Origin of the sequence: Acinetobacter sp. YH12241 (genome assembly GCF_013417535.1) — a bacterium.
Lineage (GTDB): Bacteria > Pseudomonadota > Gammaproteobacteria > Pseudomonadales > Moraxellaceae > Acinetobacter.
The window spans coordinates 1-26,231 of sequence record NZ_VPDQ01000035.1 but is presented as its reverse complement, the minus strand read 5'-3'; the positions used below and the strand labels follow the sequence as shown (position 1 = coordinate 26,231).

The window sequence follows — 26,231 nt, the reverse complement described above, 5'->3', positions numbered from 1 at the left end:
ATTACGCAAAATAATTCGGTACTATTAAACATCGGGACTAGAGTTTTAAGTTTTGTGTGGTAACTCAACTGATGGCTCTAGTCCTCTTATTTTTCAAGTCAATTTTTTATCCGCGATTCGGGTTAAAATATGAAAATACTTAAATCTATAGTAATAATTAGCAGTAGCTTCTTTTCACTATTATGTCACGCAAAAAATATAGATTGGAATGATTACCAGCAAAGTGCTACCCAAATTAAAGAACCAGTTTTATTTCTGGATCAATTTGGTAGATTCTCTCAATTAAATAAAAATTTAAAATTAAGTTTAGTTGATTATGGGGATAAAAACAAAAAATATTCTGGTGGAGATTACATTCTTAAGAGTTATGGCGTCGTAGTTTTAAATAATCAAAAAACTTATATTTTATATCAAGGTACTGTGCCTTTAAAATCAACTGTAGATTTAAAAATACTTTATCAAGATAAAAAAATAGTTGCCTTTCGGATAAGGGAATTTAGTGAATTAGATTATGTGAAAAGACCTTATAAAAAATTTATATCTAACTTTTTTATATATAATAAGTTATCAAATTTAGTTATTGAAGCTCCAGTAGTAAATTCTTCATCTGCTAATTTAGAAAGTGATTACGGGAGTATATTGGCTGGTGATAATTTTTCTTATATTAAAGAAGAGAAAAAATATTTATATAATGCCAATATTAGGGAAAGTAACAGGAAAATTAATGACTATAAATTGATTTTAGATTCAGATTTAAAGTGCTTAACATTTACTCTAGGGTGTGAAAATATTAATTATAGCAATTTTCTTAAAAAATAATTTTTTAGATTGCTACATTATGGAGAATGTAGCAATCACCGACCTTATAAATTTTACCCTTCCAAAACCTCTTCCAGTAACTCCTCACTTGGTGCAAAGTAATACGCACCATCCATTGGAGTCACGAAGTGTAGCAAGCGGTCATGGATCCCATCGCCTGATGTACCAAACATGCGCACTAACATGGCATCAATGATTTTCAGGTCTTTGGTATAAGCAATGAAGAATAGACCTTGGTCACCACGACCATCTCCATAAGGCAGAGAGTGACGTAGAATTTCCATTTCCTCGCCTTCCTCATCTTCAACGACAGTACGAGCGATATGCGCATTGGCAGGTTTTACTTCATCCTCGAGTTCAATCGATTCAAGTTTGGTACGACCCATCACTTGTTCTTGAGCATCGACTTTGAGTTTTTTCCATTTATCCAGGTTATGCGCATAACGCTGTGCAAAAATGAATGAACCATCCTGGAAAATGCCCGTATCTTCACCAAGTAAAGCCACTTCAGCTCGATCATCCGGGAATTGCGGATTTTCAGTCCCATCAATGAAACCGGTAATATCACGGCCATCAAAGTAACGGAAGCAAACACGCTCATCTAGTACTTCAACCTGATCGCGAATACCTTCAAAGAAAGACTGACTCAAGGCGAAACAGATATCGGCACGCGCACTGGCAATATGGATCAGCACATCTGCCGGTACCACAGGCATATTAAATGAACCTTGAATTGGCTCTAATTGTTTAAAACCAGCAGGTGCCTGTTCATACAATTTTGACCAGAGTTCAGGACCAAAAGCGACAGCCGTTTTAATTTGCGCATTCGGATGTTGGGTAATCAGGCGATCGCGTGTCGTAAATAGCTGTTTTAATCGTTCCTTAAAATCTTCGATACTGAGATCTTTCAGACGTAAAACAATAAAGCGAGCATGATCTGAAGGTAATGGCAAAATTACAGATTGGGCTGTCATTCATGGCTCCTGTAATAAATTTCTGTATCCAATCCTGCTATTGTGCCTGAAGCGCTATAGAGTGAATAGTATGCAGTCTGATCTTTAAGCAATTTTTTTGGCTGAAAATATTGGAAAAGTCATATAATTAGATCCTGAATTTGAATGAGTTAAATCTCTATGTCCTATCAAGTCTGGTTTGCTTATATGTTAGCCTGTTGGGTGATCAGTATTTCCCCAGGTGCGGGTGCTATTGCTTCGATGTCGAGCGGACTAAATTATGGCTTCCGACATGGATATTGGAATGCGCTCGGCCTGCAACTCGCCCTATTGGTTCAAATTGCTATTGTGGCTGCCGGGGCAGGGGTATTGTTTGCGACTACACCTTGGGCATTTCTTGCAGTGAAATGGTTTGGGGTTGCCTATTTATTGTATCTGGCCTTTTTGCAGTGGAAAGCACCAGCGCAGTCGATTGAAATTAAACATGAACTCGCACGAAAATCAGCTGGGAAACTCGTCATTCACGGTTTTCTGGTCAATATGAGTAATCCCAAGGCAATTGTATTTTTGCTGGCAGTATTACCGCAATTTCTGGACTTATCTAAACCGCAATGGATTCAGTATGTGATTATGGCCGCGACTATGGTAACGATTGATCTGATTGTGATGGCAGGTTATACCGGTCTGGCTGCCAAGGTTCTGCGTCTTCTGAAATCGCCAAAACAGCAGAAAGTCATGAATCGAACTTTTGCCAGCTTGTTCGCTGGAGCTGCGTTTTTATTGAGTTTGGTGCATCAGTAGGGAAACCTCTTCTTACAGGAGAGGGAATTCAACGATCTCTTAAAGAATCATCTGTAAAAATTCATCTTCAGTCATGACCTCAATATCATGCTGTTTAAATAATGCAGCCGTCACGCCATCACCCTGAATTTTATTCCCAGTAAATGAACCATCATAAATCAGCTTGCTGCCGCAAGATGGACTATTGGCTTTTAAGACCGCATGGGTGACTTGAAATTTTTGTGCCAGCTTCAGAGCAGCATATGCTCCCTGTATAAAAGCAGTAGATACATCCCTTCCTTGAATATCTGTTACTTGAGCTAAACCTTTAAGAACTTCTAATCCTGTGCCGCCTTGAATCTCTGCTGCGGGTCGGGGGATAGGCAAACCACTACTGACTTCAGGGCAAATCGTGACATATTGATCTGGTAGCAAATGATCGACCAACTCTTTTACCAGACAGTCGCGACCATCATAACGAACCTTGTGTCCAAGCAAGCAGGCACTGATCAGATAAAATTTGCCTGCCATGCCTTAAGCCAGTTTTTTAAACTTCTGTAGAATAAAAATAGCGGCAAACAGCACTGACATGGTCAGCACAATGGTCAGACCTGTTGACGTATTCAGACCTGCACTTGACCAGAGTCCGACTGTCACACCAATTTGTGCAATCACAAAAGCCCAGATCACCATTTGACGAGGAGAATTTGCCAGTAGGCGAGCCGTCAAAGCTGGAATGACTAGAAGTGCGCCCATCAAAAGAGAACCGACCGCACGTAATGCCAATACAGTAAACAGTGCCAGTAACAACATAAAGATCAGACGTTGCAGTTTTGCATTCACGCCTTCACTGATCGCCATATCAGGATCAATCGCAATTTGGATTTGTGCCTGCCAGCTTTTATACAGGACAGCCAAAGCCAAGATAATCACGACGGCAAAAGTAGGAAGATCTGTCCATGAAATAGTGAGTAGATCACCAAATAAATAACTAAGCAGTTCTGGTCTTAAACTTGGTAAATGCTGAATAAATAACAGGCCTGAACAGAGCAGGGTAGCGGAACAGAGTGCAAGCAATGCATCATTTGGTAAGCGTGGGTCATACAATACCCAAAGTACAGCAACCAATAAGACTGCAATAAAGCTGACCCCCATCCACAGCGGAAGACTCATCGCACCGGCAATAGCAACACCGAGCAAAGTGCCATGTGCCATGGTGTCTGCGAAAAATGACATGCGGCGCCATAGCATCAGACAGCCGAGCGGTGCGGTCAGGAACACCAAGAGTGTTCCCATAATCCATGCAGGTAATAGGAGAGATAACCAATCCATCATGGCTTAAGCTTCCGGCTCAGGGTGAATATGCGGTCGTGCATCATGCTGACAAGGTGTGGCGGAATCACCATGCGCACAGTGATCATGATGATGCTGGTAGAACACCCGGTTAATACCAAAAATGGCCTGATATTCTGGATGCTGCTGCACGCTTTCTGGCAGGCCGCTACAACAAATATGTTTGTTCAAGCAGACCACACGATGTGTGCCTTGCATCACCCATTGCAGGTCATGCGAGACCATTAAAATGGCACAGCCATATTTTTCCGGCAGGCTACGCACATATTCATACAGTTCAGCCTCAGACTGAATATCTAGACCCTGCATCGGTTCATCCAGTACCAGAATATCCGGCTGACGTAATAAGGCGCGAGCCAACAACACACGTTGACGTTCACCGCCGGAAAGCTGTTGTACTTTAGAATTTTCCAGTTTGGCAATGCCGGTATCACGGATGATTTCTGCCGTAATATCCGCAGGGCATTTTTCTAGAGCTAACAGGTCTTTGACACGTAGTGGCAGACTATGTGAAGGATTGAATTTCTGTGGCACATAAGAGAATTTTAGCTTGCGCGCCGTTTTGATTTCACCGGATTTCGGTTTGACGATCCCAAGCATGACCTTTATTAAGGTCGACTTACCGGCACCGTTCGGACCAATCAGCGTAACAATCTCTTTCTCCTGCAAAGAGAAATCAATGGCCTTTAAAATGTCACGATCATCAATATTGACCCAGATCTTGGAAAGCTGGATCAAGGGTGATGCATTCAAGCTTTGTTGCGACACTGCTGACAGATTCCTGAAATTTCGATAATGCTGTGGTGTGCACTAAAATCGTCTGAAGCCGCCAAGGCATCCAGTTGTTCTAATAAACCTTGTGCAGATGCTTCTTTGACTGCTTTACATTCAGTACAAATCAAGAATGCCGCCTGATGGCCTTCACGCGGATGGCAGCAGGGAATATAGGCATTAATAGAGGTCAGGCGGTGAATAAAGCCTTTTTCTAATAAAAAGTCGAGTGTACGGTACACCGTTGGTGGGGCAGCGGGACGGTCGCTGGCATTTTTCATTTGTGCCAGCAGGTCATACGCACCCATCGGGCCGCTTGCATTCAGAATCAGTTCCAGTACCTCTTTGCGTAAAGGAGTGAGGCGTGCGCCACTTGCCGCACAAAGACTCTCTGCTTCGGCCAGACGTTGCGCGACATTTGGATGGTCGTGTACGCCGTGCAATGCATTGTGGTGTTCGTGCGAACATGAACCCATAGTTCACCTCAGGTGCGAAACTGAAAATTAAAAGATTTCAAATCTTAACATGAAGCGCCCAGAGTTTCGATTGGGCATAGGTATTTTTGTAATTTTGTTATATTATAACAATATCAAATTTGTTCTTATATAGCGATTTCTCTTCATGTTCCGTTTCCTTGCCCTGTGTAGCTTGGCTTTGTTCAGTACCCTTAGCTGGTCGCAAAGTCTGGTGGTTTCAACGCAGCCGATTTATCTGATTGCCAAGACCATTACTCAAGGCGTGGAACAGCCGACTTTATTACTGGCCAATCAAAGCGGTCATGATGTCAGCCTCACCCCGGCACACCGTAAAACGATTCAGGATGCCGGCCTGGTGATCTGGTTGGGGCAGGCACATGAAGCACCGTTGGCAAAAGTGTTGAACAATAACAATAAAAGTATCGCGATTTTAGATTCGGGTATTCTGACCACTTTGCCAATGCGTAATCCACGTGGGCAAGTCTTAAAAGATACCGTCGATACTCATGTTTGGCTCGATCCCAATAATGCAGTACGTATCGGTTTCTTTATTGCAGCCTTACGTTCTCAGCAGCTGCCTGAGCATCGGGAAGCCTATTGGAAAAATGCGCGTGACTTTGCCCAAACCATGTTTTTGACTGCACAGCGTTATAGTTCTACAAGTAAAGCTCAACCTTATTGGTCCTACCATGATGCCTATCAATATCTGGAACGCCCATTGAACCTGAAGTTCATGGGGGCTTTGACTGATGATCCACATGTGTCACCAACCGTGGCGCAGATCAAGTATCTGCAAGAAAGTCGTGTGCAGAGCAAAATGTGTCTGCTGGCAGAAGCACATGCCGGAGAAAATCAGTACCGTAAACTGAAACCGATTGTGTTCCAGAGTGTCGATGAAAGCATGAGTGGGGCAGGGGACTTTATCCAGGCCTGGCAGAAATTGGCCGAGCAAACCCGTAAATGTGTGTTAAATGCCCATCAATGATTTAAAAATAATCAAGTTTTGATTAGTTTGCCAGCATTTGATCTGTTGAAAAAAACACGACTAAGGTCGGGAAAAGATTGCATGTTCAGGGGTGTAACTCTATAATGCCTGCGATTAAAAATAATCATCAGCTAAACTTGTCAAGCATGCTTGCTGTGAGTGAATAAATAATGAGCCGAACTAGTCGCTTGATTGACCGACGATTAGCGAAAGCTTTAGTCCTCTTACAAGCATTAATGATTCCTGTTTCAGCCTTGATTGGCTGGGTCGTGAAAGACTCAACCGTAGCCTTGAGTGCCGCTTTGGGGGCGTTCGTCTGCTGGCTTGCGAGTTGTTATTTTTCATGGCAATCATTTCGAGCGGCAGGAGCCCGGGCATCTAAGCAGGTTCTTTCGAACATGTATAAAGGCTTGATGGGCAAGTTTGCAATTGTGATTGTTGGTTTCATTTTAATTTTAAGCAATGTCAAGCCGTTATCCCCGGTTGCGTTGTTTTGTGGTTTTATGCTCGTTCAAGCCATGTCGTGGGTCGCTCCTTTTTGGGTGTCACGTCTACAAAAACGAGTTTAAACACAACAAAAAATTGAAAAGTTTTTTTAGGAGCAGGCGAGATATCAAGCAGCACGCGATATTCGTTTGTTCTATAGTTTTTTGACATTGACCAGGTGTGATTTATGGCTGCTGAAGAACATGCCCTTACTTCGACCGAGTATATCAAGCATCACTTGACCAATATGACCTATGGCAAAATGCCAGACGGTACATGGAAATTGGCTGAGAACGGTGCTGAAGCTCAACAGATGGGGTTCACTGCTATTCACTTGGATTCAATGGGTTGGTCAATCGGCCTTGGTATCATTTTCTGCTTGTTATTCTGGCTTGTAGCGAAAGCTGCAAACTCTGGTGTTCCTACCAAGTTCCAGTCTGCAATCGAAATGATTATCGAGTTTGTTGACTCAAGTGTACGCGATACCTTCCATGGTAAATCGCGTTTGATCGCTCCACTAGCGCTAACCATCTTCGTGTGGATTTTCCTCATGAACTTGATGGACCTTATCCCGGTTGACTGGATTCCTTATGTCGCTCAACACGTGATTGGTGGCCTGTTTGGTATTGATCCACACCACGTATACTTCAAGATCGTTCCATCTACTGACCCTAACATTACCCTTGGTATGTCATTGTCTGTATTTGCACTTATCTTGTTCTACAGCATCCGTGAAAAAGGTGTTGGTGGCTTCGTTGGTGAACTAGCACTTAACCCATTTAACCCAAGTAACCCAGTTGCAAAAGCGATCCTTATTCCAGTGAACTTGATTCTGGAATTGGTAACCTTCCTTGCACGTCCAGTTTCATTGGCTCTACGACTATTCGGTAACATGTATGCGGGTGAGTTAATCTTCATTCTTATCGCGTTATTACCGTTCTGGATCCAGTGGGCGTTATCTGTGCCTTGGGCGATCTTCCACATTCTTGTTATTACGCTACAAGCATTCATTTTCATGATGCTGACTATCGTATACTTGAGCATGGCAAGCGAAAAGCATTAATGGTATTGCCTAACTGTCACGGGATGGTTGGGCACAATTTTTTAACTTAATTTGGTATAAACCTAACCTCTGAGGAATTATCATGGAACTCACTTTAGGTCTAGTTGCAATTGCATCTGCTATCTTGATCGCTTTCGGTGCTTTAGGTACTGCGATTGGTTTTGGTCTTCTAGGCGGCCGTTTCCTTGAAGCTGTAGCTCGTCAACCAGAATTGGCTCCACAACTTCAAACTCGTATGTTCTTAATCGCGGGTCTTCTTGATGCTGTGCCTATGATCGGTGTTGGTATTGGCTTGTTCTTCATCTTCGCTAATCCATTTGTAGGTTAATCAGCTTAATTCCGAAATTCACTATTTGAGGAATTTGCAATGAATATCAACCTCACATTGTTTGGCCAAGCGATTGCGTTTGCGATTTTCGTCGCATTCTGCATGAAGTTTGTATGGCCACCACTAATCAATGCGATTAGTGAACGTCAGCGTAAAATCGCTGATGGCTTAAACGCTGCTGAAAAAGCGAAGGCTGACCTTGCAGATGCGCAAGCACAAGTGAAAGCTGAACTGGACGCGGCAAAAGCACAAGCGGCTCAATTGATCGAACAAGCGAACCGTCGTGCAGCGCAATTGGTCGAAGAAGCTCGTACCCAAGCGTCAGCTGAAGGTGAGCGTATTCGTCAACAAGCTAAAGAAGCTGTTGATACTGAAATCAATGCTGCTCGCGAAGAATTACGTCAACAAGTGGCTGCTCTTGCAGTTGCTGGTGCTGAGAAAATTCTTAGCCAGCAAGTTGACGCAGAAGCTCACAATGCCATGCTGACTCAGCTGGCTGCTAAACTTTAAGAGAGGCGGATTATGGCTGAACTCTTGACGTTGGCACGCCCTTACGCAAAAGCAGCATTTGCTTACGCTTCTGAGCAAGGTACAGCTGACTCTTGGTCAACTGCACTTGAATTGCTCAGTGCTGCGGTGCAAGACGAAGCATTTTCAGCTTATCTAAATCGCCCTGAGCTTACGCCTGCTGAGCAGGTGAGTATTTTTGCCAAAGTTTTAGGTGAAGACCAAACTGCAGCAGTGTCAAACTTTTTGACATTGCTTGCTGAAAACAACCGTTTGGCTTTGCTTCCTGAAATTCAAGCAGAATACGAACAGCTCAAATCACAGAATAACAATACTGTGGATGTTGTGATTGAATCAGCATTCCCATTGACTTCTGTACAAGAACAAATTCTTGCTCAAGCGTTAGAAAAACGTTTCGCTGCGGCAGTAAATGTTTCTGTAGAAGTGAACCCAGCGTTAATTGCGGGTGTGGTTATTCGTGCAGGCGACCAAGTGATAGATGATTCTGCGCTTAATAAGCTTGAAAAAATGCGTACTCGTCTTCTAGCTTAATTGCATATAAGAAGACTGAACTTTAAAAAGATTGAGGTATAGCGCAATGCAACAACTGAATCCATCCGAGATCAGTGCGCTCATTAAACAGCGTATCGGCGATCTGGACACCAGCGCGACCGCTAAAAACGAAGGTACCATTGTTATGGTATCCGACGGTATTGTGCGCATTCACGGCCTTGCTGATGCAATGTACGGTGAAATGATCGAATTCGACGGCGGCTTATACGGTATGGCACTGAACCTAGAACAGGATTCAGTGGGCGTCGTTGTTTTAGGTAACTACTTAAGCCTTCAAGAAGGTCAAAAAGCTCGTTGTACAGGTCGTGTATTAGAAGTTCCGGTTGGTCCTGAACTTCTTGGCCGTGTCGTAGACGCTTTGGGTAACCCGATTGATGGTAAAGGCCCTATTGATGCAAAACTGACTGATGCTGTTGAAAAAGTAGCACCAGGCGTAATTTGGCGTCAATCAGTGGATCAACCTGTACAAACTGGTTATAAATCAGTAGATACAATGATCCCAGTAGGCCGTGGCCAACGTGAGTTGATCATTGGTGACCGTCAGACTGGTAAAACAGCTATGGCGATCGACGCGATCATCGCTCAGAAAAACTCTGGCATTAAATGTATCTACGTTGCAGTTGGTCAAAAACAATCAACTATTGCAAACGTAGTACGTAAGCTGGAAGAAACTGGCGCTATGGCGTATACAACTGTTGTAGCAGCAGCTGCAGCCGATCCAGCAGCAATGCTGTTCTTGGCTCCATACTCTGGCTGTACAATGGGTGAATACTTCCGTGACCGCGGTGAAGACGCTCTGATCATCTATGATGACTTGTCTAAACAAGCTGTTGCTTACCGTCAAATTTCATTGCTTCTTCGTCGTCCACCAGGTCGTGAAGCTTATCCAGGTGACGTGTTCTATCTACATTCACGTCTACTTGAACGTGCTTCTCGTGTATCTGCTGACTACGTTGAGAAATTCACTAACGGTGAAGTTAAAGGCCAAACTGGTTCATTAACTGCATTGCCGATTATTGAAACTCAAGCAGGTGACGTATCTGCATTCGTACCAACCAACGTAATTTCGATTACTGACGGTCAGATCTTCCTTGAAACATCATTGTTCAACGCAGGTATCCGTCCTGCTGTGAACGCGGGTATCTCTGTATCTCGTGTTGGTGGTTCTGCGCAGACTAAAGTCATCAAGAAATTGTCTGGTGGTATCCGTACTGCACTTGCACAGTACCGTGAATTGGCAGCGTTTGCTCAGTTCGCTTCTGACCTTGACGAAGCAACTCGTAAACAGCTTGAACACGGTCAACGCGTAACTGAGCTTATGAAGCAAAAACAATATGCTCCATACTCAATCGCTGACCAAGCTGTATCAGTTTATGCATCTAACGAAGGCTACATGGCTGACGTAGAAGTGAAGAAAATCGTAGACTTTGACGCTGCGTTAATTGCTTACTTCCGTTCAGAACACGCTGCGTTAATGCAAAAAATTGACGAGACTGGTGCTTGGGATAAAGATATCGAAGCTGAATTCAAAGCTGGTATTGAAAAATTCAAAGCGACTCAAACTTACTAATTTAGCAACTTGCTAGATTGGTGTTGGTTTGGTTCACGGAATCAACCTTCGAGGGCTCGTAAGGGCCTTCGAATACTAGGTTAAGCGTATGGCAAATTTAAAAGAAATTCGCGCCAAAGTAGCTAGTATCAAAAGCACGCAGAAAATTACTCGCGCGATGCAGATGGTAGCAGCTTCTAAGATGCGTCGTGCGCAAGAGCGCATGGCACAAGGCCGTCCGTATGCCGAAAATATGCACCGTGTAATTGCTCATTTGGTACAAGCGAATCCTGAATATAAACACCGTTATATGGTTGAACGTCCTGTTAAGCGCGTTGGCTATATCATTGTGTCTTCAGATCGTGGCCTTGCTGGTGGTTTGAACATTAACCTGTTCAAGAAAGTGGTAAAACACGTTCAACAGCAACAAGAGCAGTCAATTGAAGTTCAATTTGCTTTGATTGGTCAAAAAGCGGTTTCGTTTTTTAAAAACTACGGCGGTAAAGTGCTTGGTGCGACCACTCAAGTGGGCGACACTCCAAGTCTTGAACAGTTATCTGGTTCTGTACAGGTGATGTTAGACGCTTATGATAAAGGCGAATTAGATCGTATTTATCTGGTTTCTAACGGCTTTGTCAACGCCATGACTCAAAACCAAAAGATCGAACAGCTTGTTCCTTTGGCAGCTGCTGAAGAAGACAAGACGCTTAACCGTCAATACGGTTGGGATTACATCTACGAGCCTGAAGCTGAAGAGCTTTTAAATGGCTTGTTGGTTCGTTACATCGAGTCTGTGGTGTATCAAGGTGTGATCGAAAACATCGCGTGTGAGCAGTCTGCTCGTATGGTTGCAATGAAAGCTGCAACTGATAACGCGGGTGAATTGATCAAGAACCTGCAACTTATTTATAACAAGCTGCGTCAAGCCGCGATTACTCAGGAAATTTCTGAGATCGTTGGTGGTGCCGCTGCCGTTTAACATATATTAGTTTGAATTGAGGAGACAGCAATGAGTAGCGGTCGTATCATTCAGATCATCGGCGCGGTTATCGACGTCGAGTTTGAACGTAACAGCGTTCCTAAGATCTATGACGCTCTCCAAGTTGACGGTACTGAAACTACATTAGAAGTTCAGCAACAACTTGGTGATGGCGTAGTTCGTACTATTGCAATGGGTTCTACTGAAGGCCTTAAGCGTGGTTTGAACGTAACTAACACTAACGCTCCGATCTCTGTACCAGTAGGTACAGCGACTCTTGGCCGTATCATGGACGTTCTTGGTCGCCCGATCGACGAAGCTGGTCCTGTTGCGACTGAAGAGCGTTTACCAATTCACCGTCAAGCGCCTTCTTATGCAGAACAAGCGGCTTCTACTGACCTTCTAGAAACTGGTATTAAAGTCATCGACTTACTATGCCCGTTCGCGAAAGGTGGTAAAGTTGGTCTGTTCGGTGGTGCCGGTGTTGGTAAAACTGTAAACATGATGGAGTTGATCAACAACATCGCGAAAGCACACTCAGGTTTATCTGTGTTTGCTGGTGTTGGTGAACGTACTCGTGAAGGTAATGACTTCTATCACGAAATGAAAGACTCTAACGTTCTTGACAAAGTAGCAATGGTCTACGGTCAGATGAACGAGCCACCAGGTAACCGTTTACGCGTAGCGTTGACTGGTTTGACTATGGCTGAGTACTTCCGTGATCAAAAAGACGAAAACGGTAAAGGCCGTGACGTACTATTGTTCGTCGACAACATCTATCGTTATACACTAGCGGGTACTGAAGTATCAGCACTTCTAGGCCGTATGCCATCTGCAGTAGGTTACCAACCGACTCTTGCAGAAGAGATGGGTGTTCTTCAAGAACGTATTACATCTACTAAGTCTGGTTCTATTACGTCAATCCAAGCGGTATACGTACCTGCCGATGACTTAACAGATCCATCGCCTGCAACTACGTTCGCTCACTTGGACGCAACTGTTGTATTGAGCCGTGACATCGCTTCTCAAGGTATTTACCCTGCGATTGATCCACTTGACTCTACTTCACGTCAGCTAGATCCACTTGTAGTTGGTACTGAGCATTACGAAATCGCTCGTTCAGTTCAAAACGTTCTTCAACGTTATAAAGAATTGAAAGACATTATCGCAATTCTTGGTATGGACGAATTGTCAGAAGAAGACAAACTTACTGTATACCGTGCACGTAAGATCCAACGTTTCTTCTCTCAACCGTTCCACGTAGCTGAAGTGTTTACTGGTGCTCCTGGTAAACTTGTACCGCTTAAAGAAACGATTCGTGGCTTTAAAGGTCTTCTAGCTGGTGAATACGATCACATCCCAGAACAAGCGTTCTACATGGTTGGTGGTATTGACGAAGTGATTGCTAAAGCTGAGAAACTTTAATTAGTTCCCTAATTTAGGAGATTCTCATGGCGACTATGCAATGTGACGTTGTAAGTGTTCAAGAGTCTTTGTACTCAGGCACTGTAACTATGCTAATTGCTAAAGGTGCTGGCGGTGAGTTAGGTATTATGCCTGGTCACGCTCCGCTGGTAACTTTGCTCCAACCTGGCGCGATCCGCGTTATTTTGGAAAACGGTACAGAAGAATTAATCTATGTATCTGGTGGTGTTCTAGAAGTTCAACCGCATGTTGTTACGGTTCTTGCTGATACAGCAGTCCGTGCAGAAAACTTGGATGAAGCGGCAATTATTGAAGCGCGTAAACACGCAGAACAATTGCTAGCAAATCAAAAGAGCGATTTGGACTCTGCTGCTGCTTTGGCTGCTCTTGCAGAAACTGCTGCTCAGCTGGAAACGATCCGCAAAATCAAAAACCGTGCAATGTAATTGTTGGTTTAAGATTGAAGAAACCACCCGAAAGGGTGGTTTTTTTTATGTATAAAAAAACTATTTTGCTTATCTATGCTGTACTAAAATTTTGAATCAGTTACCAGATTTTAGCCTTATGAATAATTATTTTAAGAAAACTATATGGCTCTAATTTGTACCACTCGATATAACTTTTACCTGCGCTGCGTAATCTTTTGAACCAATCTGTAAGCAAAACCATAGTCAGAAAAAAACAATGCTAAGTTGATATGGCGTCTTTAAGCTTTTCGGATTTATTTATTACAAAGCTTCACGGTTCTACTACCTCTGTCACGACGCGAATCACGTTGTTATCCATTTATAAAAATTGAATTGGCCAAGCAGGGATCTAATTATGAGTTATCAATCCGTTAACCCCTTTAACAACCAGAAATTAAAAGATTATCCGTCACATACTGATCAAGATATCCAGAATGCCTTGGATACTGCAGAAAAAATCCTGAAGTCGGATTGGACTCAACAAGTAGATACCCGAATTGAGGTACTTCGTAAACTGGCAAGCAACATGCGGGAACGCAAGTCAGAACTGGCTAAAATTATGACACTGGATATGGGTAAGCTGATCAAGCAGAGTGAAGGTGAAATTGAAAGCTGTGCAAAAATTGCTGAGTATTATGCAGATCATGCCAAAGAGTTTTTAGCGCCAGTTTCTTATGAAACGGAACTGGGAGAAGCTTGGGTAGAACATCATCCCTTAGGCATTATTATGGCGGTAGAACCCTGGAACTTCCCATTCTATCAATTGATGCGTGTCTTTGCCCCAAACTGCGCGATTGGCAACCCTGTGGTAGCCAAGCATGCCAGCATCGTTCCGCAATGTGCTGAAGCCTTTGAACAGTTGATTCTGGATGCAGGCGCGCCGAAAGGTGTGTGGACTAATCTGTTTATCAGTAGCGATCAGGTCGCAGATATTATCGCGGATCCGCGTGTACAAGGCGTTGCTCTCACAGGTTCAGAAGGCGCAGGGCGTGCAGTAGCAGGGCAAGCTGGGAAACATGTCACCAAATCGACACTAGAATTAGGCGGTAATGATGTATTTATTGTGCTGGATGATGCTGATCTGGAAAAAGCGATCAAAATCGGCTGTCAGGCACGCGTTAATAACACGGGGCAGGTTTGTACAGCAGCTAAACGTTTTATCCTGCATGAGAAAATTGCGGAACAATTTAAATCGGGCATGATCAAGGTCTTTGAAGGCTTAAAAATTGGTGATCCGTTGGATTCTGAAACTACACTTGGCCCACTGTCTTCGGCAGATGCGTTGGAAAAACTGACCAAGCAGGTTGATAAGGCAGTAGAGAATGGCGCGAAAGTCGTGACTGGTGGTAAGCCTTATGAGCATGAAGGTAATTTCTATCAGCCAACTATTCTGGAAAATATCAGCCGTGATAATCCGGCCTGGTATGAAGAATTCTTTGGTCCTGTGGCACAGATCTATGTCGCAAAAGATGAAGATGAAATTGTATCGATTGCCAATGATTCTAATTATGGTCTCGGAGGCGTGATTCATTCACAAAATATTGAGCGGGCGAAAAAACTGGCTTCACGTGTAGAAACTGGCATGATCTGGATCAACTGGTATACCGATACTGCGCCAGAGCTGCCATTTGGCGGGATTAAAAATTCGGGTTATGGTCATGAACTTTCAAGCGATGGTTTCAAAGAATTTGTGCAGAAACGATTGGTGGTGGTGAAAAGCCCAAAAAAATAATATTTAATTTTTAAAATAAAGAAGCCACTTAAACAGTGGCTTCTTTTTGAACGAGATATCAGCGTAAATCAAGTATTTTCTGTTTCAGCTTCTGATGAAGCATCTTTATCTGAGTTTTGAATCAGCATGCCTGCCAGTTTAAGCATTTCAGCTTGCACACTAACCATCTGGCTTTCAATTTTCTTTAAATCAACCTGACTGAAATCGACTTGGCCATTCAGTAAAGGAGAAGCCAGAACCTGTTGATTGGCACTCATAATATTGCTACGTACCTGATCAATTTCCTGACTTTTTAAATTCAGTTCACCTAAAGCCTGATTAAAGCCTGTCAACTGTTGTTGTAACTTGCCTGCTGTAGCTTGCAGTTGCTCGGTATCTTTAGTATCCACCGCAGTTTGCAGATCAGTTTGGGTTTGTTTTAACTGTTCAACATAACTCCCTGCCTTGAATTGCAGATCAGCTACATCACGCACCATATAAAACATATTGCCAGACTTCAGCTCTGTTTGCGCAGTCGTCGTGCGATCACTTTGCTGTACAGGTTCAAGATCAGTAGAAAGCGTACTTTGTTCTTGCTCGACCGGTGCTTCGGTCGCCTGTTCACAGCCCATTAATAAAATGCCTGAGCTAAATAGGGCAAAAGGAAGAAGAGCATTTACAAGAATCTTGGACATAAAATCTTGGTCTCGGAGCAGGTGGTTCTAATGCATGACTATAAGAATAAAATGTGGAGATAAAAAAGATTGTTGCAAAGTCATAACAAATATTTTGAATACAAAAGATTAAGACATTAAAAAAGAGTGCCGAAGCACTCTTTTTCACCGAGGAGGATAAAACTTATCCTGCAATAATTTTGATAATGTTATGGCTCATCACATTGGTCAGGATATAGTCACCATTTACTTTGATCCATTGCTGGTTTTTACCAGGTTTGCTGAGCTTTTTGTATTTGCTGTGATCTACCTTGTACATTTTGCTCTGGAACTGAGCTGGTACTTTTTGACCTACGCGCCAATCGCGTGAAGGATCTATTTTCTTATGTACCTGTTTATGCTGTTGAGCGTGTGCAGGAGATTTATGCTGTGCGTGATACTGTTGCTGAACATGCGTTTTTTGTGGCTGATGGTGTTGCGAGTGATGCTCTGGAGCTGCAGCAAAAGCTGAAGTCGCCACAAGTGTACTAGATAATGAAAATACGACTGCTTTTACTAAGTTTTTCATGTTTTGAACCTATCGTTATCTCTCTTGGGATAACTGCATATTAGGCTTAACTCATTGATAAATATGGAATGAAGTGTTGTAGAAAAATAAAAATTAAGCGTAAATCATGGAGATTTTAGAGTTAAGTAAATCTGGTTGTAAGTATTTGATTTTAATATAAAGAATAAGTATCTATTATTGAAATAGATACTTACATTACTGTTACAAATTATTTAGCCAATTCTGCATTGATCGCATCTCGCAAGCGAGCATCATCTGCTGGAATATTTGGTGCAAAACGCGCGACCACTTCACCTTGCTTGTTGACCAGGAATTTTTCAAAGTTCCACAGCACTTCTGGTAATTCATTTGGCGTATTGCCAAAACTTTTCAGGCGCTCTGCAAAATCTTCGCCGCCTGTACGTTGCGGCTGAGCTTGGGTCAGATAATGGTAAAGAGGATGCTGATCTTCACCCACGACAGAGATCTTGGAGAATAGCGGGAAATCCACATTGTAGTTCAGACTGCAGAACTGCTGGATTTCCTCGTCTGTGCCCGGTTCCTGACCTTTAAAGTTATTCGCAGGAAAAGCCAGAATTTCCAGTCCTTCGGTTTTTTTCTCATTATAAAGTTTCTGCAGTCCTTCATATTGTGGGGTTAAACCACATTTCGATGCGACATTTACAATCAGCAGGACTTTGTCCTGATAATTGGACAAAGTCGTATTTTCTCCAGTGACGGTTTTTACCGGAATCTCATAAATGGACTGGCTCATATTATTTTGCTCGAATTGTTATGGAAATAGACTCATGTTTTATCGGGTCTGGGCGGTTTCAGCAAACATAAATTTTAGATAAGTTTGTGAAAAAAATATGAAATTCAATGTTTATGCCTATGAGCCAGGTCGGCTAAACTGGTCATCAGTTGCAACCGACCTATTTAAAAAGACTTATTTAGCAAGCTCAGCATTGATTGCATCCAGCAGGCGTGAATCATCTGCCGTGATATCCGGTGCAAAACGTGCAACGACTTCCCCCTGTTTGTTCACCAGGAATTTTTCAAAGTTCCAGAGGACTTCAGGCGGTTCATTTGGAGTCAGGCCATAGTCGACCAGATCTTTCCACCATGGACCTTCACCAATACGTTCTGGCACAGCCTGAGTCAAAGTGGCATACAAAGGATGTTTAGCTTCACCCACGACCGGAATTTTAGCAAACAGCGGGAAATCCACCTGATAGTTCAGGGAACAGAAGTCCTGAATTTCCTTTTCACTTCCAGGTTCCTGTTCCAGAAAATCATTGGAAGGGAAGCCTAAGATTTCCAGTCCTTCGGCTTTTTTATCATCATAGAGTTTTTGCAAGCCTTCGTATTGTGGAGTGAGGCCGCATTTTGATGCCACATTTACCAGCAGTAAGACTTTGCCTTGATACTGGTTCAGCGTCGTGTCCGTTCCTTGAATCGTTTTTACCGGAATGTCATACACAGAAGTGCTCATCGGATTTCCTTTTTATTAAATGAATGAGGGCTATTTGTTTTAACGGGTATTCAGATTTAGTACAAGTACAAACAGGTGAGCTGATTTACTCAAGGCAGTAAAATTGCTGCAATATTATGTGAAAAATCTATTATGCTAGGGTGCGAATAGGAATAGCTTAATACAAGACCAGCGACTCATGGATGACAGTATGATACAACAACAAAAAGCAGCCTGGTGGGCCATGGCCTTACCACTGGCCGCAGTTTTGATTTGGTCTCTGAATATGACGGTTACCCGTTATGTGGCAGATTATATTTCTCCCTTAAGTATCAGTTTTTATCGCTGGGTTCTGGCTCTGCTGATTTTAACGCCGTTAATGTGGCCTAAGGTTCGCAAAGCCTGGCCAGAAATTCGACCACATCTGGGGCATCTGGCTGTCTTAAGTGCATTGGGCATGGTGTTGTATCAAGGGCTGGCTTATACCTCAGCACATTATACCAGTGCCACCAATATGGGCCTGATTAATGCCTTTATTCCGATTTTTACTATTATTGTTGGGATCTTTGTTTTACATGTTCGCCCCACCTTAATGGCAGTGATTGGCAGTATTTTGTCTTTTATTGGTCTGATGTATGTGATGGGGCAGGGGCAATGGGCACATTTACTGGATGCAGGAGATCATTATATTGGTGATCTGCTGATGCTGATTGCGGTATTTTTCTATGCCTGTTATGGCGTATTGCTCAAAAAATGGCAGATCCAGATTCCGCTATTGGTTAGTCTGTATATGCAGATTTTTTTGGCCGTTCTCTATCACATTCCTTTAGTGTTGTACTCAGGTCTGGATGCTATTAATAGTAATAACGCAGCAAGTATTATTTATGCCGGAATTTTTCCTTCTATTGCTGCCCCATTCTTATGGATGATGGCTGTACAACAACTTGGTCCAAACCGCAGCAGTATTTTTATGAATTTGATGCCGGTCTTTACGGCGTTAATCGCTTATTTATGGTTATCTGAAGCCTGGACGATCTACCACAGCATTGGTGGTGCCATTATTCTAGTAGGTATTTTATTGGCGCAATACCCTGCTAAACCCAAGGTTTAAGCGATCAAATAAAGAGTTAAAGTTTTATTTGTTTAATATTTGAATAAATGATTACATTATTTTTACAGTATTATTCCTTAAATTTAGTGATTATGGATATAAAAATAAATTATTAAAAATTAACTTCATTTTAAAACTGAAACAAAAATAGCAAGATATTTTGAATTTTGATTAAATTTTAAATATTTTTAATAGAAAAAATGTATTAATAAATTGTTTTATTATATTTGCTGTTGTGACGGATTTCTCGCATAATGCCCGCATCGAGAATGATGAATCAGAAAAAACCTAGATTTATCAAACTCCCAGAGATTTACAGACCCTCTGGATGTGATAATACACATCCTTTTTTATGCTCAACCATCCCTATATGGTTGAGCTTTTTTTTTGTCTTAAAACTTTAGTCGGCTTGAAAAGAAAAATGACTGAGCAAAGGCTCAGTCACGAATAATTTCACCTGTTACAGCATCAATAATCCGGCTTGGTTTCTGGCTCAGTCCCAGATCGCCATTCAGATAATTTAGGTCCTGACCAAAATAACGCATGGCATCTTGCAGGGAACGTGCAGGTTCTAAGCCGGCAGGATTGGCACTGGTTGAAACAATAAAACCGCCAAAAGCCTGACACAAGGCTACACAAAGAGGATGAGTGGTCACGCGCACTGCCACTTTAGGGTGTTTGCCTTTAATCCAGCCTGGAATATCGTCATTGGCAGGGAGTAACCAGGTGGTTGCCCGGTCTGTAGGTCGATCATTACTCCAAGACTCAATTACTTTTTCACGCATTTCTTCACTTAGATCCTGAAGTAAATGTTCCACTTGTGAAATATGAGCTGCGAGTAAAATCACGCCTTTTTCAATCGGGCGCTGTTTTAAGGTTAAAATCTGGTGAAATGCCTGTTCATTATAGGGGTCGCAACCTAAACCCCAAACAGCCTCTGTAGGGTATGCCAAGACCTGTCCAGCTTTGAGACATTCAGCTGCTTCGGCAACAGAGGTGGTGATCATGTGTATACCTTATCAAAACAAGAAGTGTCTATTGTGAACCTTATTTATGTGGACGACAACGTAGATACATGCCGGCTTGCTGGGTGCAAAAGCCAAGTAGCTCCAGTTCCATCAATTGACTGGTCAGAGAAGAGACATCCTGTTGCAGATGATGACTGAGATGATCCAGATCCTGTCCGACCCAGTCCAGCTGGTTATAAAGTCTGAGCAGATGAGGCGGTATGTGTGCAGGAAGTTCATCCGCCATGTCATGTTGTACTTCATTTTGTAAGGCTTGCCACTGGGTCGCCAGAGCCAGTTCTTCAATCACCTGTTGCGGGTGATCAATCAGAATCGCGCCTTCACGAATCAGCTGATGGCAACCCTTATGATATTCGCTATAAATATGCCCCGGAATAGCAAATACGGTTTTGCCTTGTTCGGCAGCCAGTTTGGCCGTAATTAGAGAGCCGCTTTTTAAGGTCGCTTCAGCCACAATGACCCCGAGACTTAAGCCACTGACAATCCGGTTACGCCGTGGAAAGTGATGCTGCAACGGTGGAGTCTCTGGCAGAAACTCGGTAATGACCGCACCACCATGTGCAATGATTTCCTGGCGCAATTGTGCATGTTGAGAAGGGTAGGTTTGATCCAGTCCGGTTCCCATCACCGCAATGGTTCCCTGATGTTTTAATCCTGCCCGATGAGCAGCTTCATCTATGCCTTGTGCTAATCCACTATTAATATAGAAACCCTGTTCACTCAAATAAAAGGAGAAATCATAAGCTACTTGCCGGCCGTGAGGACTCGGCTTGCGACTTCCTACAACCGCAATTTGAGCCTGAAGCAATGTATCCGGCTGACCTTGACCAAAAATAATTGGTGGTTTGTCTACATAGTGGCTGAGTTGCTGCGGATAGTGCAGATCATGATAGAGCAGGATGAAATCACTATCTCGTTGAATTTTTTCCAGACAGCGCTGAAATTTCTGCTGTGATTCTGGAAGCGAGAAGTCTTTTAAGCGTTGGACATGATTGGCATGAATGCCAAGAGCCTGCCAGGTAGGCACCTGATCAGGCTGTATGGCTGTGGTCAGACTTGAATAATGCTGACTGATTTTATAGAAGCTCGAAAGAGAATGCTGAACCAGATACCATAACGTCAGTGTTTCCAGTTGCACGCGTGATAACGAGTTCAGCATATCGAGACCTATATCTGTGTCTTCTTATTCTTTAAGTTGTAAAGTTAGATCAATCTCTTATTCATCTAACAATGGCGCTTGAATATTGGCACCCACCTTGATAGGTAACTCACTTTCCAGCACATAAGCATAGCTGAGCTGATCAAAAGTTTTAAAGACCATCACATTGCCAATGCGCTCACCCGGAAGCTGTACGCGCTCTTTGGTTTTCGGATCAGTCACCACTTCACCTTTCTGGTTTACGCTGAAGACATGACCAGTCTGAACCCCATGTGCCGTACCACGGTCAATCGTCACGACACTATGACGCGCAGCGGTACCAATTGAACCCAGTACACGCACAATCTGACCGCCAGCAACCGTATTTTCTGCATTCACTGGATAGAACAGGGTAGGCAACATCGGATCGTATTCAGGTAATACACGGTCACCGCGACGGACTTCGGCATTATAGCTATCTGTCAATTCCAGCGTGGTGACATCACCTTCGCCACGTACTGCAATTCCGGAAGCAACCTGTTGCAACTCTAGAGCAGCCGTGTATTTCTTGCCATTGGCATCGGTAAATACATAAGGGTCTGCTTCACGATATACCGCATAACGCTGGCCAACCACCAAACCATTGCCGCGGGCATAAACTTTCTGACCTTTACCTGCCAGTACGCGCTGGTCTGCAGTGCCGAGAATGTAAGGCGTACCCTGAACTGAATCCGCTGCCACAATGGTATAGCGTTCCAGCCATTGCTGGATGTGCGCTAATGGAATCACTGGAATCGTATTATTTAAAGATTCAACGCGAACCTGTGGTTGTAATGAAGTACTACCGATATAACGACTGATGATACCTTCACAGCCATCACCTTCGTCTTTACCGATAATTGGACGACCTTGATAGTCACACATCAACAGGCGATCACCTGGAAAAATCCAATGTGGATTTTTCACGTGCTTGTTACTGGCCCAGATTTCTGGCCAACGCACCGGATTTTTTAAGAAACGTTTTGAAATATCCCACAATGTATCGCCTTTTTTGACCACGTAGACATTGGGCGCACTGGCTTTTAAAGCAGGTGGATTGACGTTACGGGCAGGAGCTGCCTCGGCTGAATACATTGTCCCCATACTCACTCCGACACAAACTGCCAGTGCGAGCATTTGATTTTTTAACCCCAAGGCACTAAAAAATGGCATGCCCTTCAAAACCTTTTTCATTATCATAATTCCTAAAATTATGTGCGTAGTTGCGTTATAATAACGATCTTACACACATTTTTTTGATGAAGCATTCCCTTCATTTGGTTTTTTGATCAATGGCATAATTGAGGACGCAGTATGGCCTTATTACCTATTTTAAGTTTCCCGGATCCCCGTCTTCGTACCATTGCACAACCAGTCGAAGAAGTTACTGATGAAATTCGTCAGCTCGCTGCAGATATGTTTGAAACCATGTATGAAGCGCCAGGCATCGGACTCGCCGCGACCCAAGTCGATCGTCATATTCAGCTGATTGTGATGGACCTGTCTGAAAACAAAGATCAACCCATGGTGTTCATTAACCCCAAAATCACACCATTGACTGAAGAAACACAGCCTTATGAAGAGGGCTGTCTATCAGTTCCTCAAATATACGATAAAGTTGAGCGTCCGTCACGCGTAAAAATCGAGGCAATTGGTCTGGATGGTCAACCCTTTGAACAAGAGGCTGATGGACTTCTCGCTGTGTGCATCCAACATGAAATGGATCACTTAAATGGTAAACTTTTTGTGGATTATCTGTCGCCATTGAAACGTCAGCGTGCCCGTGAAAAAGTAGAAAAACTGGTTCGCCAGCGCAATAAAGAAAAAGTTGCAGTTAAACGCTAGGACTCTTTTCCCAAGCAATTTTTATGGTTCAACAAGCCCAATTTCGATTGGGCTTTGTTATACTTAGCCCAGACAAATTCAAGGGTTTGCCTATGGTCCTGCGGGGAGGTCTGCTACTTTCCTTTGTGGCGGTATTTCTACAGATTGCTGTGTTCTTACAGCCTTTGCTGCCGAAGCAATATCAGGTTGCCCCGGTCTGTGAAACCATCACGCGCGCCCTTTTAGTTTCCTCTCATGTTCATTCTGAACATTCTGCCCATCATCACCTTGATCAGCATCCTATTTCCTCAGACTCCATGGCGCATGAACACGATGCCAGTCATCAGTGTCAGTACTGTACTGTCTATGGCAACCTGGTTTTGCCGCCTAAGCTTGAAGTGAAAGAAGTCCTGGATCGAATTCAGGTCAGACTCTTGGCTTTTGAACAAGCCTTTAAGCATGTCTGGTTTATCCTTCAGCGACTCTTTTTAATCCCGCAGGGACGGGCACCGCCACTGTTTGCATAAATCCACGTTGTTTTGCCTGGGTCTTGAATGACTCGGATTGTGTTTAATTTATGTATTCAGTGAGATTGAAAATGGCTCAGTCTAAATTCTTGTTACAGCCCCTTGCGGCTGCGATTTGTGTTGCCTGTTATTCATCAGTGGTTATGGCCAATGAAAGCATGCCTGTACAAACCATGGCGCCGATTGTGGTGACTTCAACTGCCGGTAATGATGCCAATGGTCTGATTGTTCGTGCTGATCCCAAACAGCCGATTCAGCCAGTGCCAGCAACCGATGGTGCAGATTATCTGCAAAGTATTGTGGGTTTTAGTTCAGTCAATAGTGGCGCAGGAACCAATGGGGATGTCACTTTCCGCGGTATGTTCGGTTCACGAATTAAAATTTTAACGGATGGCACGGAAAACCTGGGGGCCTGTCCAAGCCGGATGGATTCGCCCACCTCCTATATTTCCCCGGAAAGCTATGACCAGATTTCGGTCATTAAAGGTCCGCAGACGGTGCAATATGCCAATACCGGTTCAGCCGCAACCGTCATTTTTGAGCGTTCACCTGAACAGTTTGATGCAGACAATCACTATCGCGGTCAGGCCAGTGTCCTGCTGGGCTCCTTCGGACGTCTTGACCATAATGTTGAAGTTGCAGCAGGTGATGCACAGAAATATATTCGCCTGAATACCAGCCGCTCTGTTTCAGACAGTTATAAAGATGGTAATGGCACGACTGTTCCTTCCGATTGGGAGCGCTGGAATGCCGACATTGCATTAGGCTGGACACCGGATAGCGATACCTGGGTAGAGTTGACCGGGGGCAAGGCGGATGGTGAAGCTGTGTATGCCGGCCGTGCAATGGATGGCTCCAAGTTTGCCCGTGAAAGTCTGGGTTTGCGTGTTGAAAAGAGAAATGTCAGCGATGTGATCAAGAAAATTGAAGCACAGGTAAACTACAATTTTAATGACCATGTCATGGATAACTATAGTCTGCGCGAGTTCAAGCCTGGCGGTATGATGAGTATGCCTATGGCCACCAATGTAGCGCGTAAGACATTGAATGCGCGTATGGCCGTGACCAGTGAATGGGATAAATTACAGCTGATTACAGGTATCGACAGCCAGAATAATCAGCATAGCAAACGTAACGGAAATCTGATGACAGCGTATCAGAATAAGCCACGTATTAAAGATATGGAGTTCCAGTCGATCGGTGGTTTCGGTGAGCTCAGTTATGAGGTCAGTGATAATCATAAGTTGGTGAGTGGCCTGCGTCTGGATCAGGTCAAAGTAGAAGCAGTGGAGTCAAACCAGGAGCGTAAAAAAACTTTACCAAGCGCTTTTTTGCGTTTTGAGAATCAGCATCCAGACCATGATGATGGCAAGACTTATATGGGTATTGGCTATGTCGAACGTATGCCGGATTACTGGGAGCTGTTCAGTCCAAAATCAGGCAATGGTCATCCAAATACCTTTAAGAACATTGATACTGAAAAAACTTTACAGCTGGATATTGGCTACCAGCATGAACATGGTAATTTCAGTTCATGGGCATCGGCATATGCAGGTGTGATCAATGATTACATCCTCACGACTTACTTGCCAACAGGTAATATGGGAATGTTAGAAGCACATAGCCGAAATGTAGATGCAACAGTGGCAGGTGCAGAAGTCGGAATCGGATATCAGTTTACTGATGCGATTCAGGCTGATCTGAGTGCGATGTATGCTTGGGGTAAAAATACCAGTGACAATACGCCGTTGCCACAGATTTCACCTTTGGAAGCTCGGGTAAATTTACGTTATATCCAGGATAACTATACTTTGGGTGCCTACTGGCGCCTGGTCGATGGTCAGAACCGAATTAGTGAGCGTGAAGGCAATATTGTCGGCTATGATCTTAAGCAAAGTGCTGGTTTTGGTACTCTCTCTTTAAATGGTACATATCATGTAAATGACAACATGGATCTTTCTGTGGGTGTCGATAACGTACTGGACCGTACCTATGCCGAGCATTTGAACAAGATGGGCAGTTCCGGTTTTGGATTTGCTGCCAATGAGCAATTTAATAATATCGGACGGAATTACTGGGCAAGAATCAGTATGAAATTCTAATTTGAACTGAAAACAAACAAAAAGCAGGAGTTTTTTCCTGCTTTTTGTTTATGGTAGTAATTTAAATTCATGTTTATCAGTAAGTTAATATTGTTTTGTTTTGCATTAAATAATAACTCAAACTTTTATTAAAATAATTTTTATAAATAAAACAGTAACTTATGAATTTTATGGATTATAAAATAAACATGCGTTTGTAAAGTTTAAAAAATGGGGTTGCAAGCCCCCTGAAATACTGTAGAATGCACATCCATCGGCAGTGATGAAGATTAAAACTTCTGATAAAACAGTAACTTAGCATGAAATGGTTGAGTTAGGTTTTAGGAAAGAAGTTTAAAAATAATTTTCATTACTGGTTGACTTTCTAGAGATAGAGAGTAATATAGCCGACCTAGCTTGCTACTGACGAAGTAGCAAGAAGATCATTAAGAGATTATGAAGAACAACTTGTGTGGATTTTTACTGGTTGATTGATCGAAATTATTTTCATTGATTGAATGGTAGAAATTACTCGAAGTTTATTTGAGAAATATTTGTCAGAA

At 43.1% G+C, this 26,231-nt stretch carries 29 protein-coding genes; 17 read left to right on the top strand and 12 right to left on the bottom strand.

Annotation, left to right across the window (positions count from 1 at the left end; genetic code table 11):
- Positions 1-129: 129 nt before the first annotated feature.
- The gene (locus tag FTV18_RS13960; RefSeq protein ID WP_180018500.1) at positions 130-819 is read left to right on the top strand and encodes a hypothetical protein; all 690 of its coding nucleotides are present in this window, start codon (positions 130-132) and stop codon (positions 817-819) included.
- Positions 820-872: 53 nt separating this feature from the next.
- Here the strand turns inward: FTV18_RS13960 and FTV18_RS13955 are convergent, their stop codons facing one another.
- Complete coding sequence (locus tag FTV18_RS13955) at positions 873-1,793, bottom strand: Dyp-type peroxidase (protein ID WP_180018502.1); 921 nt, start codon at positions 1,791-1,793, stop codon at positions 873-875.
- A 159-nt stretch (positions 1,794-1,952) separates the two neighbouring features.
- On the opposite strand from FTV18_RS13955, the gene FTV18_RS13950 reads away from it, so the two are divergent.
- Positions 1,953-2,573 (top strand): LysE family transporter, encoded by a 621-nt coding sequence (locus FTV18_RS13950; RefSeq protein WP_125279444.1) that lies wholly within the window; start codon positions 1,953-1,955, stop codon positions 2,571-2,573.
- Between the two features lie 39 nt (positions 2,574-2,612).
- On the opposite strand, the gene FTV18_RS13945 is transcribed toward FTV18_RS13950, so the two are convergent.
- Genes FTV18_RS13945 through FTV18_RS13930 form a run of 4 tightly spaced genes read right to left on the bottom strand, consistent with a single transcriptional unit; the run spans position 2,613 to position 5,152 of the window.
- The gene (locus FTV18_RS13945) at positions 2,613-3,083 is read right to left on the bottom strand and encodes a DUF523 domain-containing protein (protein WP_180018504.1); all 471 of its coding nucleotides are present in this window, start codon (positions 3,081-3,083) and stop codon (positions 2,613-2,615) included.
- A 3-nt stretch (positions 3,084-3,086) separates the two neighbouring features.
- A complete protein-coding gene (gene znuB / locus FTV18_RS13940) occupies positions 3,087-3,887 on the bottom strand; it encodes a zinc ABC transporter permease subunit ZnuB (protein ID WP_034705182.1) in 801 nt (266 codons plus the stop codon).
- A 3-nt stretch (positions 3,888-3,890) separates the two neighbouring features.
- The gene (znuC, locus tag FTV18_RS13935) at positions 3,891-4,673 is read right to left on the bottom strand and encodes a zinc ABC transporter ATP-binding protein ZnuC (protein ID WP_180018506.1); all 783 of its coding nucleotides are present in this window, start codon (positions 4,671-4,673) and stop codon (positions 3,891-3,893) included.
- Positions 4,655-5,152 (bottom strand): transcriptional repressor, encoded by a 498-nt coding sequence (locus tag FTV18_RS13930; protein WP_005233384.1) that lies wholly within the window; start codon positions 5,150-5,152, stop codon positions 4,655-4,657. The genes znuC and FTV18_RS13930 overlap by 19 nt, the downstream gene beginning before the upstream one ends.
- A 145-nt stretch (positions 5,153-5,297) precedes the next feature.
- Between FTV18_RS13930 and FTV18_RS13925 the strand changes: the two genes are divergently transcribed.
- The 11 genes from FTV18_RS13925 (at position 5,298) to FTV18_RS13875 (ending at position 15,246) form a co-directional block, all read left to right on the top strand.
- Positions 5,298-6,137, top strand: coding sequence for a metal ABC transporter solute-binding protein, Zn/Mn family (locus tag FTV18_RS13925; RefSeq protein ID WP_180018508.1), 840 nt, complete (start codon positions 5,298-5,300; stop codon positions 6,135-6,137).
- Between the two features lie 170 nt (positions 6,138-6,307).
- Positions 6,308-6,706 carry an ATP synthase subunit I gene (locus tag FTV18_RS13920; RefSeq protein ID WP_166139355.1) on the top strand — a complete coding sequence of 133 codons (399 nt, stop codon included), beginning with the start codon at positions 6,308-6,310 and terminating at the stop codon, positions 6,704-6,706.
- Positions 6,707-6,810: 104 nt separating this feature from the next.
- On the top strand, positions 6,811-7,686 hold the full coding sequence (gene atpB, locus FTV18_RS13915; protein ID WP_004780701.1) for a F0F1 ATP synthase subunit A: 876 nt from the start codon (positions 6,811-6,813) through the stop codon (positions 7,684-7,686).
- An 82-nt stretch (positions 7,687-7,768) separates the two neighbouring features.
- On the top strand, positions 7,769-8,014 hold the full coding sequence (gene atpE / locus FTV18_RS13910; RefSeq protein WP_000424060.1) for a F0F1 ATP synthase subunit C: 246 nt from the start codon (positions 7,769-7,771) through the stop codon (positions 8,012-8,014).
- Positions 8,015-8,053: 39 nt separating this feature from the next.
- Entirely contained in the window at positions 8,054-8,524 is a 471-nt protein-coding gene (locus FTV18_RS13905; RefSeq protein WP_004780703.1) for a F0F1 ATP synthase subunit B, read from the top strand.
- Between the two features lie 12 nt (positions 8,525-8,536).
- A complete protein-coding gene (locus FTV18_RS13900; protein WP_180018510.1) occupies positions 8,537-9,073 on the top strand; it encodes a F0F1 ATP synthase subunit delta in 537 nt (178 codons plus the stop codon).
- Positions 9,074-9,119: 46 nt separating this feature from the next.
- Entirely contained in the window at positions 9,120-10,664 is a 1,545-nt protein-coding gene (gene atpA / locus FTV18_RS13895) for a F0F1 ATP synthase subunit alpha (protein ID WP_005233393.1), read from the top strand.
- Between the two features lie 88 nt (positions 10,665-10,752).
- Complete coding sequence (gene atpG, locus FTV18_RS13890; protein WP_004780708.1) at positions 10,753-11,622, top strand: F0F1 ATP synthase subunit gamma; 870 nt, start codon at positions 10,753-10,755, stop codon at positions 11,620-11,622.
- Positions 11,623-11,652: 30 nt separating this feature from the next.
- Positions 11,653-13,047 (top strand): F0F1 ATP synthase subunit beta, encoded by a 1,395-nt coding sequence (atpD, locus tag FTV18_RS13885; RefSeq protein ID WP_004780710.1) that lies wholly within the window; start codon positions 11,653-11,655, stop codon positions 13,045-13,047.
- A gap of 26 nt (positions 13,048-13,073) precedes the next feature.
- Complete coding sequence (locus FTV18_RS13880) at positions 13,074-13,493, top strand: F0F1 ATP synthase subunit epsilon (protein ID WP_004780711.1); 420 nt, start codon at positions 13,074-13,076, stop codon at positions 13,491-13,493.
- A gap of 376 nt (positions 13,494-13,869) precedes the next feature.
- A complete protein-coding gene (locus tag FTV18_RS13875) occupies positions 13,870-15,246 on the top strand; it encodes an NAD-dependent succinate-semialdehyde dehydrogenase (RefSeq protein WP_180018512.1) in 1,377 nt (458 codons plus the stop codon).
- Between the two features lie 68 nt (positions 15,247-15,314).
- On the opposite strand, the gene FTV18_RS13870 is transcribed toward FTV18_RS13875, so the two are convergent.
- From FTV18_RS13870 to FTV18_RS13855, 4 genes are all read right to left on the bottom strand, one after another.
- Positions 15,315-15,920, bottom strand: coding sequence for a hypothetical protein (locus FTV18_RS13870; RefSeq protein WP_159124343.1), 606 nt, complete (start codon positions 15,918-15,920; stop codon positions 15,315-15,317).
- A gap of 163 nt (positions 15,921-16,083) precedes the next feature.
- Positions 16,084-16,467 carry an RcnB family protein gene (locus FTV18_RS13865; protein WP_034171538.1) on the bottom strand — a complete coding sequence of 128 codons (384 nt, stop codon included), beginning with the start codon at positions 16,465-16,467 and terminating at the stop codon, positions 16,084-16,086.
- A gap of 208 nt (positions 16,468-16,675) precedes the next feature.
- The gene (locus FTV18_RS13860; protein WP_180018515.1) at positions 16,676-17,221 is read right to left on the bottom strand and encodes a glutathione peroxidase; all 546 of its coding nucleotides are present in this window, start codon (positions 17,219-17,221) and stop codon (positions 16,676-16,678) included.
- A gap of 174 nt (positions 17,222-17,395) precedes the next feature.
- Positions 17,396-17,941, bottom strand: a complete 546-nt coding sequence (locus FTV18_RS13855) for a glutathione peroxidase (protein WP_166139365.1) — start codon at positions 17,939-17,941, stop codon at positions 17,396-17,398.
- A 190-nt stretch (positions 17,942-18,131) separates the two neighbouring features.
- On the opposite strand from FTV18_RS13855, the gene FTV18_RS13850 reads away from it, so the two are divergent.
- On the top strand, positions 18,132-19,031 hold the full coding sequence (locus tag FTV18_RS13850; protein WP_179992709.1) for a DMT family transporter: 900 nt from the start codon (positions 18,132-18,134) through the stop codon (positions 19,029-19,031).
- Between the two features lie 437 nt (positions 19,032-19,468).
- On the opposite strand, the gene FTV18_RS13845 is transcribed toward FTV18_RS13850, so the two are convergent.
- Genes FTV18_RS13845 through FTV18_RS13835 form a run of 3 tightly spaced genes read right to left on the bottom strand, consistent with a single transcriptional unit; the run spans position 19,469 to position 22,430 of the window.
- Positions 19,469-20,038 carry an L-threonylcarbamoyladenylate synthase gene (locus FTV18_RS13845; protein WP_034171542.1) on the bottom strand — a complete coding sequence of 190 codons (570 nt, stop codon included), beginning with the start codon at positions 20,036-20,038 and terminating at the stop codon, positions 19,469-19,471.
- 40 nt (positions 20,039-20,078) lie between these two features.
- Complete coding sequence (gene dprA / locus FTV18_RS13840; RefSeq protein WP_180018517.1) at positions 20,079-21,218, bottom strand: DNA-processing protein DprA; 1,140 nt, start codon at positions 21,216-21,218, stop codon at positions 20,079-20,081.
- 57 nt (positions 21,219-21,275) lie between these two features.
- Complete coding sequence (locus tag FTV18_RS13835) at positions 21,276-22,430, bottom strand: LysM peptidoglycan-binding domain-containing protein (RefSeq protein ID WP_104426934.1); 1,155 nt, start codon at positions 22,428-22,430, stop codon at positions 21,276-21,278.
- A gap of 120 nt (positions 22,431-22,550) precedes the next feature.
- Between FTV18_RS13835 and def the strand changes: the two genes are divergently transcribed.
- From def to FTV18_RS13820, 3 genes are all read left to right on the top strand, one after another.
- Positions 22,551-23,081 (top strand): peptide deformylase, encoded by a 531-nt coding sequence (gene def / locus FTV18_RS13830; RefSeq protein ID WP_004780730.1) that lies wholly within the window; start codon positions 22,551-22,553, stop codon positions 23,079-23,081.
- Between the two features lie 92 nt (positions 23,082-23,173).
- Complete coding sequence (locus FTV18_RS13825; protein WP_180018519.1) at positions 23,174-23,587, top strand: DUF2946 family protein; 414 nt, start codon at positions 23,174-23,176, stop codon at positions 23,585-23,587.
- A gap of 71 nt (positions 23,588-23,658) precedes the next feature.
- Positions 23,659-25,689 carry a TonB-dependent copper receptor gene (locus FTV18_RS13820; RefSeq protein WP_180018521.1) on the top strand — a complete coding sequence of 677 codons (2,031 nt, stop codon included), beginning with the start codon at positions 23,659-23,661 and terminating at the stop codon, positions 25,687-25,689.
- Positions 25,690-26,231: the final 542 nt, after the last annotated feature.